The organism is Bacillus sp. Root131, assembly GCF_001429475.1.
GTDB classification, from domain to species: Bacteria; Bacillota; Bacilli; order Bacillales; family Bacillaceae_G; genus Bacillus_A; species Bacillus_A thuringiensis_S.
Genome location: NZ_LMJQ01000006.1, coordinates 107,440 through 128,018, shown reverse-complemented (window position 1 = coordinate 128,018; position 20,579 = coordinate 107,440). Strand labels below are relative to the sequence as shown.

Below are 20,579 nucleotides of genomic sequence, written 5' to 3'. Positions count from 1 at the left end.
ATTAAGGAAGTAAATCCCCAAATACATCAATCAATTTCTCTAAATTCCTACCAAAATCATTAATATTATCCTGTTCATCAAAGCCTTTTTCAATTAATTCATCTGCTAATATATCTCTCAACTCATGTATTGTTTCAATTTCTGATAGACTAAAGTCCTTACAATTTGCAATCCACAATAACTCAGGCCAATTTTCCTTTAATATCCTTTGCAATAATACCCCTTTCACATCACTATTAAATTTACCCACGCTTATTTTTTTCCTTTCCGTGTATATTTCGTTCCTCTAGCAAATGTCGTTACGACTTTTCCCTTCTTATTTAAAACGACTACAGCTTGTTTACTAGTATATTTAATAGTTCCACGATCTTTTTGTATAGCCCTCTTTTACCTGACCTAACTGTATGTAAGATCGCCTTTGATTTGTCTCTAAATCTAAAAGCCCAGCTAAATCCTCAAAAATGATATATTCTTTTGAACTAAAATCCGGTATAAACATACGACTTTTCCCGACCTGTAACATATAATTTAATTTATTAAACAGTACTGATTTCATCTATTCTCCCCTATAACACCCTAACTGTTTTTCATTGAAACCATTTTCTTCTAATAATAAAACCCTCTCATTGATTCTACACATAAAGGTTGTAAAAAATGCACCCAAAAATTCAGGTGCATTTTCATTCTCAATATAGAAACTTCATGTTTTGCGGCTTCATTCTAATCCATAATACGTTCTTCCGCATAACAAACAAATACTTGCTTTTCCGAACGTAAAGATACTAAATAATACTCATCTTCAAAATGCCCTACTATATACCCCATCTCCCCCGCCAGTTCAATTGTTTCTTTATTAAAATATACTCTTGTCCGATCAAAATTTATATGTTTTATGATACTCTCTAACTCATTATCGTTTGCTTCTTTTTCAGAGAAAAGGAACATGAGGCTCCCTTCCATACATACAGGAGAGATCACATCGAAAATATCAGTTGCAGGATCATACTGGTTTATTAAAATTGTGCTCTTCACAATCGACTTTTTCCAGTTTAACTCTTTTAATTCTTTTTCCAAAATGTAATTTTGCACCTTTGTTAACTCCTCTTGAATCCCTTCACAATTCACTAAAATATATAAATGAAATTTCGACATCATTGTTTTCATAAATTGTTCCATGCTTGTATCAACATCAACTATATATCTATTAATTTTTGATAACAAATTCAAGATTTTATCATTTTCAAAATTATCATGTTCATCCAACACTAGAAAATATTCGTTTTTTTCTGTTGCAGGTTTGTGTATTTCAATATATTTGTCCATATTTTCTCCTTAAAAGCAATTTTTTATTTATTCCGTCTTGGATCCCAATTACTGCGGTAGAAAATATGTTTATTTACAACTACAGTTCCTTTCACTTTAACGTATACATTAAAATGTGGTTTAACAGTTCTGCCATCTGCAAATTTATGCCCCCATTTATCTTGAGCAACTCTTACACCAGATCCTCCCTTATTAGCAAAACTTCTGGTTTCCCAAGTAGGGCGAACCTGTCGACTTTGTTGTCCATATGGATGTCTTGATCCTGGGTTATAATAATACTGTTTTTTCGATTTGTAATTATTATAATTATTTTTCCCCCATCCTGCAGTCCTAATCGCTAACCTGAAGGCAGTATTACGAGCCTGTTGTTTAGCATTAGCCTCTATTCGACTTACTGATTTATAAGCTTTATATCCATAATAGGCAGCACCAGCTCCTGCGGCTGCTACACCTAGCCAAAGTAAAGGTGCAGCTGCAACTGCAAAAATAGGGATTTTTCCATCAGGATCTATTTTTAATACTGGATTGTTATCTACATAGGTATACCCATTCTGCGTCACAGGATCATCTGCATCACCCGGATCCGGATCAATCGATAAGAACACACCATGCTCCGGATTATAATAACGCGCAATTAGATAATACATACCAATCTCTTTATCATACATGTATCCCGCATATCCAAATGGATTATCTGCTGCGATACCTTTTGCGTCAGTCTTTAATATGTTACCCCACGAATCATATTCATACGTTGCTACAACTTCTCTATTTTGATCTGTCATCGCGACTACATCACCACGTGGGTTATAGTGATAGTATAGCGTTTGCCCTTTTGATTTCATAGCTAAGCGTGTACCACTTGTGGAATATACATATTGACGAAGAACATTTCCACTACCATCTGTCTCATATAATGGGTTAATGCTGTCTCCATCATAGAAATAACGTGTTACTTGACCATTTACACTCTTTTCAATACGACGATTATCCTCGTCATACTTATAAGTTGCGAATGCATTGCTNCTGTCTCCATCATAGAAATAACGTGTTACTTGACCATTTACACTCTTTTCAATACGACGATTATCCTCGTCATACTTATAAGTTGCGAATGCATTGCTCTCACCTTGTTTTGTGATAGCTACAAGTTGGTCATCTTCATTCCATGTATACTTGTACTTTCCATCAGATGTACGATTTCCATTCGCATCATATGTTAATGATTCATTTCCGAATTTGACAAGCTGATTTCCTTCATTGAATGTTGCCGCTATAGATTTTGTTTCTTTTCCATTCTCTACAACTTTCACACTTGTACGGTTTCCAAATCCATCATANTACAAGCTGATTTCCTTCATTGAATGTTGCCGCTATAGATTTTGTTTCTTTTCCATTCTCTACAACTTTCACACTTGTACGGTTTCCAAATCCATCATATGTGTATGATTTAGTTGTTCCGTTTGGTAGTGCTTCATTTAATAATTGGTTAATCGGGTCATAGACAAAGTTTGTTTCTGTTACTTTTCCGCCCGCACCTTCATGTTTAATCTTCGTACGGTTGCCTGCTTGGTCATATTCATATCGTTCAGAAAGTAGAATACTATTTGACGTACCTACTACTAAATCTTTAATTTTGTTCGCATGATCATAGTTGAAAGTAGAACCTGAACCATTTCCAGCTGTATACGTACGAACATTTCCTTGATCATCATAATCAAATCGATATGTTTGCGAACCATCTGTTACACGTATGTTTTGATCTAACGTGTTGTAGTCATACGATACTTTATTTGTGTATCCACCTTGCGTAATTGTTTGTTCTTTTAGTTTTTCTGTCTTACTGTTTGCTTTGTCATGGTATGCCCAGTCAACTTTTCCGCCTCGGCTATCCGTTGCACTTGTAACGCGGTCAGCCTTGTCGTATGTTTTCGTGCGTTCTACGCCGTTGACAAGATCTTTCACTTTCGTAACTTGTCCATTTTGATCACGTTCGAATGTAAATGAATCTTTTCCGTTACGCTTTTCACCGACGACACGATCTGCTGTATCATATACAGATTCTAAAATAGAACCGTTTGGCATTTTTGTTTTAATCTTGTTTGCATTTTCATCATACGTATGTTCAATACGACGGTTTAACGCATCGATATACACTGTATTTTTATTATCTACATCATATTCATATTTGTGTGTTTGTGTTTTCCCACCAAACATGACAGATTTCTCTGTTGTATTTCCATTATGATCATAACGATAATTGACAGAGGTACCATTTTTCAATGTAACCTTTGTTAATAGATTATCTTTGTTGTAATCATATAGTTTTGTATTTCCTTTTTCATCTGTTTCGCTCTTTTTATTTCCTGATGCATCATATGTGAAAGTATTTTTCTGTCCTTCTTCATCATACGCAGCAACAACATTTCCATCGTTGTCGTACTCATTTTTTATAAGAGCGTTCCCTTCTAATAGACGTATATCATCAAACCAAACTTTCCCTTTGTTGTTATGTCTGAAAAGAAGATAGATTTCCATACGTTTAATTGGTTTCGTTGCTGGGATTACAACCGCACTACGATTCCAATCATTTGTACCGCTTGGGAATTTCGCTTGGTAATTGGTACCACTACCATCTTGATAATGCACATCCGCCCAAATCGCATAGTCTCGAGAAAGTTTATCTGGCGCATCATTCTCTACATTTTCAGATTTAGACATTCCTGTTAGTGTAATTGGCTCTGCTTTTTTCTGATTTACAGTTACATGCTTACCATAGCCTACATTTGAACCACCATATTGACTACGCTCTAATACAATAGATGAATGTCCCGTAAAGCTCTCTTGCTGAGAAACATCTTTCGGATCACAGCTTGTTCCATCTCCTCGAATCCAACCTGGCATACAGCCATTTCCCGCCATATTTTCTAAACTACTATTTTCAATTGGGTTAAAGCTGGAAGACACTTCTCCTCTTTCCAATTGAATCTTATCAAACCATGCGGAACCACTTGAATCTGCTCGATTATAATCAACTTGTAGATATATTCTAACTTTTTTTGTTTGATCTGTTGTCTTAAAGGTTACTTGACGATTCGTCCAATCTTTCTCGCCCTCTATCCTATTATGACGTGTATCAAACCAGTTATTCCCACTTCCAAGAGGGGTTCCATCTTCTTTTAATAACTGAACATTAAAAAATGCACCAGCGTGAGTTAATGATGTTTTCATCATCCCACTTAATGTGTATGTTGTATTTGGTTCTACTACCACATCTTGAATCGCACTATGGTATCCCCAACCAGCGTTTTGCGCCTTTACTATCATTTGTAAAGATGAAGATCCACCCAATCCACCTGGCGCGAATGTTGCATCTTTTTTCAATGATCCATGACTATTAGTCTTCTCTTCATTCCATCTCTCAGTGTTATTCATTTCAAAGCTTGGATTTTGAATCAGGTTTTCTCCTGTTCCTAGCTCTCTAGTTGTTGCAATTGGATTTCCAAACTGATCATACTGCATGAAAGATGATGTATTTGCTTCTTGGTCAGTTTCAGACACTTCTGTATTTGCTGCTTTATAAGCAACTGTTGTTTCACGATTTTCGTTATCTGTCGCTTTTATAAGCCCGTTGTCTTTATTGTACTCGAACTTTTCTGTTCCCATTTCATCAGTAACAGAAGTTACATTCCCATTACCATCATAGGTCGCTGTTTCTGTTTGATTTTTAGGAGTTGTTGTTTTTACTAGGTTATTTGCATTATATTCATATGTTGTTGTTAAATTTAGACGTCCGGAATCTTCAACTGTTTTGACTGGGTTTCCAGCATCGTTATACGTATAAACAGTTTTACGTCCTTTAGGATTCGTTAACGTAACTTCTTTCGCATCTGTATTATATGCTAATGTCGTAGCTTTTCCTAATGGGTCCGTTACTTTTACTAACCTATTATTCTCGTATGCATACGATGTTTTATATGGTTTGGCATCTGTATGTTGCGGATCATAAATAGATGTTAGTAATCCATTATCATATCCGTATTTATATACTTTTCCTTCTGGAGTTGTAGAAGAAACGAGTAAATCTCCATCATATTTAAATGTAATCGTCTTGCTATCTGGGCCGATTACTCTTGCTGCTTTTTTATTATTTCCATCATATTGTACGACTAACTCTTTACCAGAAGCGTTCTTTACTTTTGATAAACGTGATTCCCCATCATACTCATATGTCGTCGTATTTCCGTATTTATCTTTTGTATACTGGATACGACCTTGTGCATCTCCAGATTTATAGAAAGTAACCGTTTGGTCTTTATCTTTTATTTCATATCCGCCTGATACTTGTTTAATTTCTAAATATATACCAGTAGGGGCTTGATACGTATTATCTCCCGTTCTAGTAAAAGTAATATTTGCGCCATCGGCAGAAATTAATAGTAAGTTTCCATTTCCTTCAGCCAAAATTCTTTCTTCTAATCCACTAGACCAACCTGTACCAAATAAACCTACTTTTTTACTTTGGCTATTATACGTTCTTTCCACTGATACATCCGGTCCGCGCCCTGATAACGTAATATCTTTTTCACTCATGATAAAGTTACCATTTGTAGCATTCACTGTACCATTTAGTACCGGAACTGATGCCCAGTAATCAAACATCCCTATAAACCCAAAGTCTTGAGCAAATTTAGGTACAAACTCATGCGAAATTTCACTTTCAGCATGTCCGGCTTTACTATACGCTGTTACACGGAACCAATAATTTTTAAAGCCAGCATAGATTCCGCCAGAATTTTTATACACAGGTGATGGATCAACTGCTAATTCTGCACCTTTTTTATCATGATGAAGTAAATATTGGCCTTTTGCAATTTCATCTTTCGTTGGCCAAATTTTCTCATTTTGCGTTGTCCAATTTGTTTTATTTCCTACATCGAACGCTTCGTAATCTTTTCCGTTATAAATCCAAACTTTATAGCCTGCAGCCGCTGGAACTGCATCCCACTTTAATGTGACATATCCCGTTTCCTTATCTGTCGCATTAATATAGGCCGATCCGTCTGGCTTTTTCACTTGTTCTAATGGAATAAATGGAACTATTTCATCTGAAAGTGGACTATCCTCAAACGGATACTCTGCTACAATACGAATCCAGTAGCTACTTCTTCCGCTATAATCCCCGTACGGACCTCCTGACTCGTAAGCATTTTTATATATTTGTCCTGGGTTAGTAGGCGCTTCTGCACCTTTTCCATCATCATGTATCCAGTAACGCCCTTGTGCAATTTCTTCTGGCGTCGGGAATATTTTTTTATCTTTCGTCGTCCAGCTTGTCACATTCCCAACAGGAATATATTCATAGTCATATCCATTAAAAATGGCAACTTTATAACCTGTTGCTCCTGGAACTGCGTCCCATTGTACATTGAAGTGACCTGAACCACTCCCACTGCCATTTGAGTAAGCTTGTACTCTTGGCTTATTCGGTTTTGCGTAGGAATATTTCACTTCCAAGAATGGTGCATTCGTTCCATTTTCAGCTGCAATGAATTTCTTCCAATGGTTTTGACCATTACCATTTGCATGTAGCTTAAAGCCATTGTTTTGTCTCGCGCCTTCTACCCATGCTTTTACTGTGTTAGTTACATTAAACTTCGCCAATTGTCCTCTTGTTACATCAGCATGTGCAATATTATTTGAACCAGGTTTATTATTCCAATTTAAACTGCCTTCATTCCAGGCACTCGTTACTTCATCTAACCAAACACCATTTGGTTGATTCGCATAATAATGCCAAATGGTATGTACATTGAATGTTGCACTTTCAATATTTGCACCTTTAAAACTCGAAACGTCTGGTTTAATAAATGCAAAGTTTGTCCCAGATGATCCATCATAATATCCTACTTTTAACGTATAAGCATTTTGACCAGCATCCCAAAGCTTTCCTCCTGAATAATTGACAGTTGGATATGCACTTGAAGCATATGCATTATCAAAATCCTTCAACTGAACCGAAGGGTCTACATATACCGGATATTTTCGCTCTGGTGCTTGTAACCACTGCGGGTCTGCAGTAACAGTTAATGTATATGTTTTTTCATCTTTCTTCTCAATATTGTAGCGAACCGCATCTGACGTTACAGCCTCACCTGATTGTTGGTCCACATTGGAATCATTCATATATGGTTTCGGCAATGTGAATACTTTTTCTTTTTTCTCATCTTGGAAGTCGATTGAACCATCTTCCTGTAAGCTAGGTGTTAAATCTGTTTCTAATGCAAATGTAAAAATGTGGTGCCCTGTATACTCACGTAATACAAAATCTTCTTTTACATTTTCATTGAATGTCGTACTCTTTAAATCAATATTTGGGAAGACTCCTTTATACCATACTGTATTATTTTCATGTGTTGCGGTTACTGGCGATGGCTTTATTTCACCTTTTTCACCATTTGCACTTATTAGTTTATACTGAATAGTATGATCTTTTACTTTAAATTGAACGTACTTTCCATCTTGTGTCGCTTTCTCGAACTCTGGTTCTAATGTTGTATTTTCCGTTACAATTTTTTCATTTGGTGCTTCTACTAATTTTGGTGAAACCTCTTCTAGCTTTCCATCTTTCTCTGCATGAATCGGTTCCGTATATACCCTCTTTGTAAAAGTACCATCATTGTTATCAAAAACCTTTTCAGTTTCCGTTCTTTCTTCTACAATCTCAGTCGGACTCGCCTGCGCTTTAGCCTTATCCTTCTTTAATTGATCTGGATGTGGAGCTGGTAATTCCTGCTCCTCTTTCTTTTCCACTTCTGGAGTTTGTTCTGAATTTGGAGATGGTGTAAACGGTGGTGCCGTTTCTGCCAACCCATTCAGTGGTATAGAAGTAACAATTAATGCAACTACGATAAGTTGGATTAATTGCCTATACCATTTTTTCTTAACTTGCCTCTTTTCCATACATTCACCCCTAATTCGCATCGGTTTTATTCTTACAATTAACAATTTAAAGAATTTTCCGAGGGGCTTCAACATAAAAATGACAATATTGTGGCATTTTTTCTAAAAATGTATATTTTCCGACTATTTACCATTTTATATTCCTTTTTCCTTATAAATACAGTAAAATATTTGTAGATTAAACGTTTTATTACACCTTATTTACTTTTTATCTACTTTATAATAAAAAAGAACTATCCCTTCTCTTAAAAATTCAGAGAAAGAATAGTTCTTTTTTCATTTACTTTATTTCTTAAAGTAAGTCCAACCTTCTTCTTGGTAAACTTTTTCTTCTTTCATCAACTTACCAAGTGCGCGCTTAAATGCAGCTTTACTCATGTTAAAGCGTTCTTTAATATCTTCTGGATGGCTCTTATCCCAAAACGGCATTGCTCCGCCTCGTTCTTCCATATATGCATAAATTACTGCCGCATCGTCTTCCATTCCTTCTTCTTTACGAGGAAGAAGTGAAATGTTAATTGTACCATCATCTTTCACGTCAATAATACGGCCCGTTACACGCTCCCCGATGCGGACTTGTTCTTTTCTTTCTGTATGGTGTAAGAAAGCACGGAAATGCTCATCAGTTAGTACGAATGAACCAACTTGAAGAGAACGATATACACGTCCATTTACGTTTTTATTACGCATAGATGGCGTTGCATCTACGATAATTTCTTGCATATCACTGTCTCTTGCCGGAAGAGCAATTAAACGATCACGATTCGTTAATTTTAACGTACAATATAATTCGTCGCCTACTTCTGGCCATACCGGCATATAAATCGGGAACTCATCAGCTGGAATTAGTATATCTTTTGATACACCAATATCAACAAACACACCTAAACTAGGAATGACTTCTACAACCTTTACCCAGTTCCAATCATACGTTGTAATAATTGGCTCCTTCATTGTTGCTGAAATACGATTTTGGTGATCAAGGTATAAGAATACATCAATCGTATCGCCTTCTTCAATTTCTCCAGCTACTTCGTTTTTATGTAGGAAAATTTCTTCTTCTTCATTCCCAACCATATATCCAATTTCCGTTTCGCGTAAAACAGTTACCTGTTCAATCGATCCTATTTGCAAATACATATTTTTTAATTCCCTTCTATATATATAAAATTATCTTTTTTATCATTCCAAACAAAAGTTAATTATAACATGATTTTTCCTGTATTTGTCCAACTGCCCAAAATTCACTATAATAAAGTGAGGTTACATGAATATAAGTATGAAAACACTTAAGTCTAGACTCGTTTTCAGCTATACTTTAGTATGTACAGTACATAACAAGATTAGAAATTTATTTGGAGGTGCTAACTATGGCAAAAGATAGTTCTTTTGACATCGTTTCGAAAGTAGAATTACCTGAAGTAACAAACGCAATTAATATCGCATTAAAAGAAATCCAAAACCGATATGACTTTAAAGGAAGTAAAAGTGATATTAAATTAGAAAAAGAAGTACTAGTTTTAACTTCTGACGACGAGTTCAAATTAGACCAAGTAAAAGACGTTTTAATTTCTAAACTTGTAAAACGTAACGTTCCAATTAAGAACTTAGATTACGGAAAAGTTGAAGCTGCAACTGGCAACACTGTTCGCCAACGCGCAACACTTCAACAAGGTATCGATAAAGATAACGCTAAAAAAATTAACAACATCATTAAAGAAATGAAATTAAAAGTAAAAACACAAGTACAAGACGATCAAGTACGTGTTACAGCGAAAAGCCGTGATGACTTACAAGCAGTAATTGCAGCTGTTCGTAGCGCTGATTTACCAATCGACGTACAGTTCATTAACTACCGCTAAAAAGAAAACTCCTCTTAATTAGAGGAGTTTTCTTTTTAGTTTTGTAGAGACAATATTACAAGAACAAGCCATAGAAAAAAGGCATCTGCGGTGAAAATTGCTAAGTGAACAGAGTCTAACTATACGAATACTTCACAAGTGAATGCATGATTAAACTAGGCCTTATTGTAGAATTTGTTTCATACATGCATTTAGCAGACCTTATTGAAAATAAAAAAAAAGACAATTTAAGACGTTTCCCCTTCGATTTGAATTACTTTTCTTAGTAATTACATCCTAGGCCAAAGTCATCTTAAAAATCGCTGTAACTTATAATTCCTCTTCCCGCCAAAACGTAACAATTTATGAGTATAAGAATATTTCCCAACCTTTAATATAATGTAAAATTAATAAGGATCTTAAAAAATGTTAATTAAAAAAGAGTTAGAAGTGGTTATATGAAGAAATTAATATTATGGTTTTTATTGGCCACATTCTCCCTAAATACTGTAGGATGTTCTAATAATACGAATACACTAACGGATAAGTCTAACTGTATCAACAAAGCTTGGTACAAAAAAACTATGTCATGTAATCATTTAAAAAACATTAAATAGTTAATGATAAAAGTCATAAGAAAAGACACATCAAAGTGCCTTCCTCCGACTTGAACCATCTTAATTTTAATCATATTTGGATGGAGTTAAAAAGAAGCATAAATTGTTAATAAAGATGCAGACTTCAAAATAAAAAAGTACGTTAAGGACACTCTTATATTAAACACTAATATTTTAGAAGCAAGTTTATAAGTATAAAACCTACAGGGATTTCCCCTGTAGGTTTTATTATATTTCAAGTGATTTCCAAATGAATTATGAGTGGCTTTTTTCAGTTTGATTTTCAAAATATTTTTCTTTAACCATTTTTATCAGAGTTTCTTTTTCTGTTAGTTCAAATATAAATAATGCTTTTTTCATGTTATTTGCAATATCTTCTTCATTCTGTTGTTTAAATCTTAATAAATTCCATCCTTTTAAATAGTACAGTTCACCTAATAAGTATAAAGTATTTAGATTAATAGCTAATTTGATGCCCTTATCAACGTATTTTACCGCTTCTTCATATTGATAGGTCATACCTAAACATTTCGCTAAATTAAAAATGATTTTTAATTTAATCGCTTTATCTCTCGGAAAATCTAACTTATTAAAATTAGTTAAACATCTTCCTAATATAGTAATACTTTTATCATATTCTTTATTTTCCGCATAAAATATAGACATTGTCTGCATAATATCTATTTCTCTTTCTGATAAAAAATCAACATTGGTTAAAGTTAGTTTTAATGCATTATTTAAAAGTTTTAAAGCAGTTTTTATGGATCTGTTCACCTCAAATACAGCAATTGCTTCATGCCATAGGAGAAATTGTTTATCTTCTTTTGCTTGGAAATTTTTTTCATCTTTCTCTTTTTTCACTATTTCATAAAGTTCTTTATATTGTTTTTGCTTTAAGCAATCTTTTATTACGTATTTTACATTTTCTACATATTTAAATTTTTTGTTTTGAGTTAATGCAAATATATTATTCGGGTCAATACCAAGTCTTTCTGATAATTGATATAACAATATACTAGATGGATAAATCATACCTTTTTCTATTTTGCTAATTTGACTTTGCGAACATATTCCATGACATAATTCGGATTGTGATATATTTTTTTTAATTCTAAGCTCTTTAATGGTAATACCCAAATCGTAAAATTCCATTTTCCCACCTACTATTTAGCACTATATTAGTATAAGAGTATTCTCTAATTTTTAATGTAATATAAAATTAATATAGTTGCAATTATCGTTCGTTCCAAAGATCTTTCTCTATCCGTATTGACACAAAAACAGGCTAGGAAGAAGACTTTCTCCCTAACCTGGAACCCCCTCTCATTAGAGAAGTTTTCATTTTCGTATCGTTTCTCTTAAGAAATTTCATATCAACAGAATAAACACTATTGCCCCACCGAACAAACAAATACAATAAGAAGACATGAACATAGAACGAGCAACTTCTCATCTACGTTTCCTTTTAACTGCAATTAAAAACGCAATAAATAATACATTCACACCAACGATTAAGGAGATAAATAACCAATTCACACCTGTTTCTCCGTTAACTTTATACACGTTTGATTCTTCACGCTTTAAAACGAGATAAAATCCCCCATTTTCCTCTCTTATAATTTCATCCTCTAACAATCCTCTTAACTCTTGTTTTTCACCAATCGTACTTGCAGGTAAGGAGACTTTTTGTGTTTCTTTCGTATTATTAATTGCTACTAAAGTTACTTCATTTTTATATTTTCGTTTTAGTATGCTCATCCCGCTATTATCATACAATAGCTCAAACGTACCGCGTCGTAAAGACGGTCTCGCCTGTCTAAGTTCACCTAGTTTTGTTATGTGCTGCATAAATTTTTCGTCTGACTTAAAATCCATTAATCGTCTATTATCGGGTACACTTCCTCCATCTAATGCAATTTCAGTTCCGTAATAAAAATTCGGAATTCCAGGTGATGTTAACAGATATGTAAGCGCCAGTTTTAAACGTGATGGCGGATAATACATATTTTCTTTTGCAATACGCGCATATCTTTTTGTTTCTTGATCATCTAAGAACGTAACAAATTCTCCTTCTTTTTTACTCACATCGTATAACGATTTCACCGATACATCCGCTTTGGAAAACGATTCTACTATTTTTTCGTTGTATTCGCTATCCTCCTTTGTCATAATACGAAAATCTTTCTTTATCACTTGCATATCTTTTTGCGCGTTATCCCAAAAGGAACGCGGCTTTTTTTCACTATGTATAACATAACTTCCGTCTAAATCAACTTCTTTTATCCACCATTTCATTGCGTCAATTACCTGTTGTTCGTTTTCTCCAAGCGGAAATTGAAATACAACTTTCATTCCTTTTGCCTGAGCTTCTTTTACAAGTTCTTTCACATCATTTTCTGTCCCGAAATGTTCATTTACCTTTTTAAAATTTCGCACGTCTAATCCATCGTACTTTCCACTTTCAAAAAGTGGCGAAAGCATAACGGTAGTAAAACCCATTTCTTTTATGTAATCCAACCTTTTTATAATTCCTCTTATATCCCCGCCTTGATACCCTTCTAAATTACCAACTTCTAACTGTTTGTCATTTTTCGGTTCTCCATTATTGAAGCGATCAATCATAATGGAGTATATAACCTCATCTCGCCACTCTCTTTTTTCGTCTGCAAAAGTATGTATTGGTACAAACAAAACAACAGCTAAGCAAAAACAAATGAATAGTTTCCTAGTCCATATTTTTCCCACACGCATCCCCCAATTTTTTAATTGTAAGAATATTATACCAATTATCCAAGTGAAACGCATATGCCGATTTCAATCCTCACAAAATAATCTATGTTAGATTTTATGACATCACGTATGTAATTTTCTGAATTTTTAGTTGATTTTTAGTTTTATTTCGAATATGATATGAAACATAACAAATAGATGTTATTTTTTCTAACATCCCAGGAGGAGAGATCATAAATATGGAAGATACGGTTTTTATGTTTGTGACGACAGTAATGGTCATGTTGATGACACCAGGATTGGCACTTTTTTATGGAGGTATGGTTCGTAGCAAAAACGTACTCAGTACAACGATGCATAGTTATAGTGCAATGGCTATCGTTTCGATTCAATGGATTGTTATCGGCTATTCTTTATCATTCGGGCCAGATTGGCACGGACTTATCGGTACACTTGATTGGTTCGGTCTAAACGGAGTTACCTACGCACCAAATCCAGACTACTCATCTACTATTCCTCACAATTTATTTATGATGTTTCAACTCATGTTCGCCATTTTAACTCCAGCTTTAATTTCAGGTGCATTCGCTGAAAGAATGCGATTTTCTGCCTTTCTTATTTTTATCCTTCTATGGACAACAATCGTTTACAATCCTGTCGCTCATTGGGTATGGGGCCTCGGTGGGTGGCTAAGGGAACTTGGTGCACTAGACTTCGCTGGCGGAAATGTCGTTCACATCACTTCCGGAGTTGCCGGTCTTGTATTAGCTATTTTCCTTGGAAAACGAAAAAACATAAATGGTTCTTCTCCTCACCATTTGCCATTTACAATGTTAGGCGCAGGCTTATTATGGTTTGGCTGGTTCGGTTTTAACGTTGGCAGCGCATTATCCTTAAACGACGTAGCTTTAACTGCATTTATTAATACAAATATAGCCGCTGCTGCCTCTGCTCTAACTTGGATGCTTTCTGAATGGTTCTTCCAATCAAAACCGACCGCGATGGGAGCTGCTTGCGGAGTTGTTTCTGGTCTAGTAGCTATTACACCAGCCTGCGGGTTCGTTACACCTTTCTCCGCCCTTCTTATCGGAGCAATTGGTGGTATAATATGCTTCGGCGCCGTTTTCTTCCTAAAAACAAAATTCGGGTATGACGATACACTTGATGCCTTTGGATGCCACGGCATCGGAGGAACTTGGGGCGGTATTGCAACAGGACTATTTGCAACTACTGCCGTAAACGGGGATGGCGCAAACGGATTATTTTACGGAAATGCCGCGTTACTGTTTAAACAACTTATAGCGATTGGCGCAACATATGCATTCACGATCATCATGACGTATGCCATTATTAAAGCGATCAACTTCTTCCTCCCCGTTCGCGTCGATGAACATGAAGAACACATGGGTCTTGATATTTCAATGCATGGCGAGAAGGCTTATGAACATGCAGAGCGAGTAAACTAAAAAAGAGATGCAATCTATTGATAGTAGATTGCATCTCTTTTTTGCGTACTAGGCAACATACCCCACCTAGTATAAATGTAAATATATCAACGGTTTTTTGGATATATCAACGATTTTTCAAATATATCGATTGTTTCTTTCAATATATCAACGGTCGGACACAACATATCGATTTACAAACAAATTCCGACATAATTTACAAGCAAAATACCCCACATAACGTTATACAAAAAAGACGACCGAAACCCGGTCGTCTTTTCCTATTTATTTTGGAGCATTTCCTACATATTGCGTAATATCAACATTTAACGCCTGCGCTAAACGCATACCGTATTCTTGATCTGCACGGAAGAAGTTACAAACAGCTAGTAATTTCGTGCGTTCATTTACGTCTTTCAAGTCATTTGTTAAGTTTGCAATTAAGTTATCTTGCTCTTCTTTAGAGAATGAACGGTAACGCTCACCTGCTTGTTTAAAGTCATTTGGTTTCTCGATTTTTTCACGAGATACATAGCCTTCTACTTTCATAGTCGAATCGCGGTAAGCTTTGTCTTCAACTGGATTCTCTGCATGACGGCTCGGTTCGTAGTTGATTGTAGATGGGTTTTGATTCATTTGCATCGCACCATCACGTTGTTGGTTATGAACAGCTGCATATGGGCAGTTTACAGGAATTTGCAAGTAATTTGCACCAAGACGATAACGCTGTGTATCTGGGCAAGAGAATAAACGACCTTGTAATAATTTATCTTCCGATGGTTCAATACCATTTACAGTTGCACTTGGAGAGAACGCTACTTGTTCTACTTCTGCAAAGAAGTTTTTCGGATTACGATTTAACGTCATTGTCCCTACTTCAATTAACGGGAAGCGATCTTCTGGCCATACTTTCGTTGGATCTAGTGGATCAAAGTCTAAAGAATCCATTTCATCTAGTTGCATAACTTGTACGTGTAAATCCCATTTTGGATGATTTCCTTTTTCGATTGCGTCGAACAAATCACGAGTTGCATGATTGAAGTCTTTCCCCTGCACTTCTTGCACTTCTTTCGCATTTAAGTTACGTACACTTTGCTGCGGTTTCCAGTGGTATTTAATATAAACAATTTTACCTTCTTCATTAATCCATTTAAATGAATGGACACCGAAACCTTCCATTTCACGATAGCTTGCTGGTGTACCATAATCAGAAAATACCCATGTCATCATATGTGTAGACTCTGGAGTTAACGTCATGAAATCCCAATAACGATCTGGCGTTTGAATATTTGTATCCGGTGCTGGTTTTAAAGAATGAACCATGTCAGGGAATTTAATTGCATCACGAATGAAGAAAACTGGTAAATGATTACCTACGATATCGTAGTTTCCTTCTTCTGTATAAAATTTAACTGCGAAACCGCGTGGGTCACGAGCTGTTTCCGGAGAACCTTGACCATGAATAACCGTTGAAAAACGAACAAATACAGGTGTTTCAGTTCCTTCATTTTGTAAAAATGCTGCTTTCGTATATGGCTTCATGCTATTTTTCGTTACGAATACACCGTGAGCACCTGCACCACGTGCATGCACAACACGCTCCGGAATACGTTCACGATCAAAGTGTGCAAGTTTTTCTACTAAATGATAGTCTTCTAATAATACTGGTCCACGACGACCAGCTGTACGAGAATTTTGGTTGTCTCCAACTGGAGCACCTTGGTTTGTTGTTAAGCGATTATTTGGATTCATCTAGGGGGATCCTCCTCTTTCTTTCATAGTAATTATTATTTATTTAAAATTATTATAAATTAATTATTATTTAAAACTAAATCTTTGTCAACTATTTCCTTCACTTTTTTGGAAACAATTTCAGCCAAACAGTCGATAAATGCAGATTGTGCATTCGGCATATTTGGTCTAAAATATTTAGCATTTAATTCATCAGTTACAACTTTACATTCATAATCATTGTCATATAAAACTTCTAAATGCTCTGCCACAAAGCCAACTGGGCAATATATGAAAGATTCGTACCCATGCTCTTCATATAAATCTTTCGTTAAATCTTGCACATCTGGACCAATCCACGGATCTGGAGTATTCCCAGCACTTTGCCAACCCGTTGTATAGTTTTGAATATTGGCAGCCCCCGCAATTAAATCTGCTGTATGCTGCAATTGCTCCACATAAGGGTCCCCTGCTGCAATAATTGTTTCTGGCAAACTATGCGCCGAAAAAATTACAACTGTTTTCTCTTTATCTTCAATCTTTGTAAATGTTTCTTTTATTTGATCTGTCCAATACGAAATAAACTTCGGTTCATCGTACCATTGTTCAATTGGTTCAATCACAGGACCACCGATTTCTTTTGAAAGACGAATAGCACGGTCATTATACGCTTTAATGCTAAATGTAGAATAGTGCGGTGCTAATACGATACTAATCGCCTGCTCAATTCCATCTCGCTTCATTTCTTCTACAGCATCTTCTATAAATGGCGCAGTATGTTTTAAACCTAAGTAACAAGTAAATTCATACTCTGTAAATATATTATTCATTGAATCTGTTAATTTATGCGCCTGCTCTTTCGTAATTTTTGCAAGCGGCGAAATTCCACCAATCGCTTTATAGCGCCCAATTAAATCTTCAAGCGCTTCTTCTGATGGCTTACGTCCGTGACGGATATGTGTATAATATGCCTCTACATCGTCTAATGATTCTGGTGTTCCATACGCCATTACGAGTAAACCTATTTTTTCCTTTGTCATCTATATAACACCTCAATTTTATAAATGAGAATACTTTTCAGAACGTTTGTTTCAAATTATAACAAGTAATAATAAGTACGTCAAAATAATAATTCTAATTAAGTATTATTTATAAGGTGATTTTGAATTTTATATGACAATTTCTTTAATAAAAGCGACTTACATAATTGCAAGCCGCTTTTCTCCTATTCTTTAATATTTACCCCATACTCTTTAAACCAAACATGAATTTGTGCTAAATGAGCTAAAAGCTGTGGCCCAGTCATCAATTGACCAAACCACGGTGTTTGAAATGCACTGCCACCAGACTGAATCAATCCGCTCAACTGCTCTTTATCAAATAGTTCGTGTAAAATTGAACCTTTATCTGTTAATAGATTTTGAAGCCATACCGTTACTGCCTTTGTATAGTGTGGATTGTGCGTTTTCGGATAAGGACTCTTCTTCCTATATAAGATGTCATGTGGGAGTACATCTTCTAACGCTTTACGTAATAGACCTTTTTCGCGGTTTTTATACATTTTCATTTCCCAAGGAATATTCCACGCATATTCGACAAGACGATGATCTGCAAATGGAACGCGTACTTCTAAACTTGCCCCCATACTCATACGGTCTTTTCTGTCTAATAATGTTGTCATAAACCATACCATATTTAAATAAAATAATTGGCGTCTTTTTGCTTCTAGTGGACTTTCCCCCTCTAAAATAGGAACTTCTTGAATCGATTCCTCATAGCGCCTTTGTACATATTGTTGTAAATTTAGTTTATTTCTCCATTCTTTTTTTAGAAGTTGTTCACGTGCCTCTGTAGAACGCATCCACGGAAATGCACTCGATTGTAAATCATCTTCTCTATAAAACCACGGATATCCACCAAATATTTCATCTGCACATTCTCCAGATAAGCCAACGACAAAATCTTGTTTAATTTCTCGGCAAAACCATAATAATGACGAATCGATATCTGCCATACCAGGCAAATCACGAACGAGTACCGCTTCAGTTAAATACTCTGCTAATTGTTCATTCGAAATGACGCAGCGATGATGGGTTGTTTGAAATGTCTCAGTCATTAAATTAATAAACGGAGCATCTGAATTTGGCTGAAACGCATTCGCTTTAAAGTATTTGTCATTATCTTCATAATCAACAGAATATGTGTGTAATTGCCCTTTTCCTGACCTTGCATATTCTTTCGCAGCAATTGCTGTTATAGCGCTCGAATCTACACCGCCTGATAGAAAAGTACATAGTGGTACATCAGAAACGAGCTGCCTTGTAATCGCATCTTGTAATAAAAAGCGTGTTTTCTCTACTGTTTCTTCAAAGGAGTCTTCATGTTTTTTACTTTCCACATTCCAATATCTCCATATACATAAACCGTTCTTTGAAAATGTCATCGCATGACCTGGACGTAATTCTTTTATACCAGCATAAATACCGTGGCCAGGTGTTCTTGACGGTCCGAGTCCGAATATTTCTGATAATCCTTCTAATGTTACTTCTGCCTTCACATCTGGATGCGACAATATCGCTTTTAACTCCGAACCAAATAATAAGCGTCCGCTATCATATTTATAAAAAAGTGGCTTTACACCTAATCGATCTCTCGCAATAAATACTTGTTCTTTCTGTTCGTCCCATACTGCAAACGCATATATACCGTTTAAATGATCGACACATTCTTCTTTCCATTCAATATAAGAAGCTAATAATACTTCTGTATCAGAATGACCTTTGAACGTATATCCTCTTCTTAATAATTCCTTTCGAATGTCTTCTGTGTTATAAAGTTCACCGTTATAACAAATGGCATAATTCGTTTCATCTTTTAAACAAGTCATCGGTTGTTTACCACCCTCAGGATCAACAACGATTAACCGTTTATGCCCAAATGCGACATTACCTTTAATCCAAACTTTATTATCATCTGGACCGCGTTTCGCTAACGTCTCAGCCATCTTCGTAACGACATCTCTTTCTCCTTCTAATGAGCGTTTATAATCCACCCATCCTGTAATCCCGCACATATAAATCATCCTTCCATCTTATTTCTTTTCTTGAACGTGCAGTAATCCCCACCCTGTGAGTGCGGATCAAAAAAATGACAAACTTGACGATAACCTACTATCCACATTTGGAATAGCATTCTCACTCAGTAAAACGTGTTTTATTGTATGCCCACCTATGTTTAGATGTGTCTAGTTATAAAGAATGCACGAACTGTCTATAACAGGAATAACTACTTTTCATAAAGGAGAAATCGTGTATGATACAACGTAAACATATTTTATATAACCAGCCCCGTGCTCATACAGTCGGTAATGTAGAATATATAAACAATGAATGGGTATTCTTTGATGATGAAAATGATGAAGCGTTTTTATTAGAAGATATTGCCGAAGATGGGTTTGAAGTTTTATATAATAACAATTGGCTACCAGCCCGTTTCTATGAACAAGATGTATTACAAATCGCCAACGAACAACACCATTTGCAAAATGGTGAAATGATACGTATTCGAAAAAAGTTACTTCTTAGTTATAATGAATGGCTCGAGGAATTACCTGACTCCGTCTTCACATTATTAACTGAATCATTGCAATCACTTCACTACTCTTTATATGATTGCATGTATTGTCATAATTATTTATCTTTCTTACCGAAAGAGGAGTCACGCGAAGGAGTAAATATTCTTTTGTTTGATAACGAAGAGATGATTTGTACACTGCAGCACCATTTCGTCCGTCACACTACATCCAATAAAAATATGTTCCGTTTTACGAAAGTAAATGGGGAAGAGTTGCATATCGATGCGACATAAAGTGAAACTTTAATCAGTGGGGCAGCCCCACTGATTATTAGCCTTCACCAATCGGGTGTTTA

The 20,579-nt window shown here is 35.5% G+C and carries 12 protein-coding genes and 3 pseudogenes; 3 read left to right on the top strand and 12 right to left on the bottom strand.

The window, feature by feature from the left end; translation table 11 throughout:
- Position 1 precedes the first annotated feature (1 nt).
- From ASE54_RS17990 to ASE54_RS17970, 7 genes and pseudogenes are all read right to left on the bottom strand, one after another.
- Positions 2–250 (bottom strand): hypothetical protein, encoded by a 249-nt coding sequence (locus ASE54_RS17990; RefSeq protein ID WP_000514486.1) that lies wholly within the window; start codon positions 248–250, stop codon positions 2–4.
- 2 nt (positions 251–252) lie between these two features.
- A pseudogene (locus ASE54_RS37600) lies at positions 253–419 on the bottom strand (RHS repeat-associated core domain-containing protein); the annotation flags it as partial.
- Between the two features lie 301 nt (positions 420–720).
- Entirely contained in the window at positions 721–1,323 is a 603-nt protein-coding gene (locus ASE54_RS17980; protein WP_000362166.1) for a hypothetical protein, read from the bottom strand.
- Positions 1,324–1,346: 23 nt separating this feature from the next.
- Positions 1,347–2,348 (bottom strand): annotated as a pseudogene (locus ASE54_RS37130) (RHS repeat-associated core domain-containing protein); the annotation flags it as partial.
- Position 2,349: 1 nt separating this feature from the next.
- Positions 2,350–2,663 (bottom strand): annotated as a pseudogene (locus ASE54_RS37125) (hypothetical protein); the annotation flags it as partial.
- 1 nt (position 2,664) lies between these two features.
- On the bottom strand, positions 2,665–8,286 hold a 5,622-nt coding region (locus ASE54_RS17975; protein WP_157464881.1), incomplete at its 3' end, for a DNRLRE domain-containing protein.
- Positions 8,287–8,571: 285 nt separating this feature from the next.
- Positions 8,572–9,426 (bottom strand): S1-like domain-containing RNA-binding protein, encoded by an 855-nt coding sequence (locus ASE54_RS17970; protein ID WP_000281261.1) that lies wholly within the window; start codon positions 9,424–9,426, stop codon positions 8,572–8,574.
- Between the two features lie 230 nt (positions 9,427–9,656).
- Between ASE54_RS17970 and ASE54_RS17965 the strand changes: the two genes are divergently transcribed.
- Entirely contained in the window at positions 9,657–10,148 is a 492-nt protein-coding gene (locus ASE54_RS17965) for a YajQ family cyclic di-GMP-binding protein (RefSeq protein WP_001040146.1), read from the top strand.
- 851 nt (positions 10,149–10,999) lie between these two features.
- Here ASE54_RS17965 and ASE54_RS17960 read toward each other — a convergent pair.
- The gene (locus ASE54_RS17960) at positions 11,000–11,896 is read right to left on the bottom strand and encodes a helix-turn-helix domain-containing protein (protein WP_000397874.1); all 897 of its coding nucleotides are present in this window, start codon (positions 11,894–11,896) and stop codon (positions 11,000–11,002) included.
- Positions 11,897–12,193: 297 nt separating this feature from the next.
- A complete protein-coding gene (locus ASE54_RS17955; protein WP_003309197.1) occupies positions 12,194–13,549 on the bottom strand; it encodes an alpha-amylase family glycosyl hydrolase in 1,356 nt (451 codons plus the stop codon).
- Between the two features lie 158 nt (positions 13,550–13,707).
- On the opposite strand from ASE54_RS17955, the gene ASE54_RS17950 reads away from it, so the two are divergent.
- A complete protein-coding gene (locus ASE54_RS17950; RefSeq protein ID WP_016077974.1) occupies positions 13,708–14,940 on the top strand; it encodes an ammonium transporter in 1,233 nt (410 codons plus the stop codon).
- 264 nt (positions 14,941–15,204) lie between these two features.
- Here the strand turns inward: ASE54_RS17950 and katB are convergent, their stop codons facing one another.
- The 3 genes from katB to asnB all read right to left on the bottom strand — a co-directional run bounded on the left by katB (position 15,205) and on the right by asnB (position 19,723).
- The gene (katB, locus tag ASE54_RS17945; RefSeq protein ID WP_001069165.1) at positions 15,205–16,671 is read right to left on the bottom strand and encodes a catalase KatB; all 1,467 of its coding nucleotides are present in this window, start codon (positions 16,669–16,671) and stop codon (positions 15,205–15,207) included.
- A gap of 59 nt (positions 16,672–16,730) precedes the next feature.
- A complete protein-coding gene (gene hemH, locus ASE54_RS17940; protein ID WP_000159538.1) occupies positions 16,731–17,690 on the bottom strand; it encodes a ferrochelatase in 960 nt (319 codons plus the stop codon).
- Between the two features lie 185 nt (positions 17,691–17,875).
- Positions 17,876–19,723: an asparagine synthase (glutamine-hydrolyzing) gene (gene asnB, locus ASE54_RS17935; protein ID WP_000333993.1), complete on the bottom strand. Its 1,848-nt coding sequence runs from the start codon at positions 19,721–19,723 to the stop codon at positions 17,876–17,878.
- A gap of 239 nt (positions 19,724–19,962) precedes the next feature.
- Between asnB and ASE54_RS17930 the strand changes: the two genes are divergently transcribed.
- On the top strand, positions 19,963–20,517 hold the full coding sequence (locus ASE54_RS17930; protein WP_000616051.1) for a DUF2777 domain-containing protein: 555 nt from the start codon (positions 19,963–19,965) through the stop codon (positions 20,515–20,517).
- Positions 20,518–20,579 lie beyond the last annotated feature (62 nt).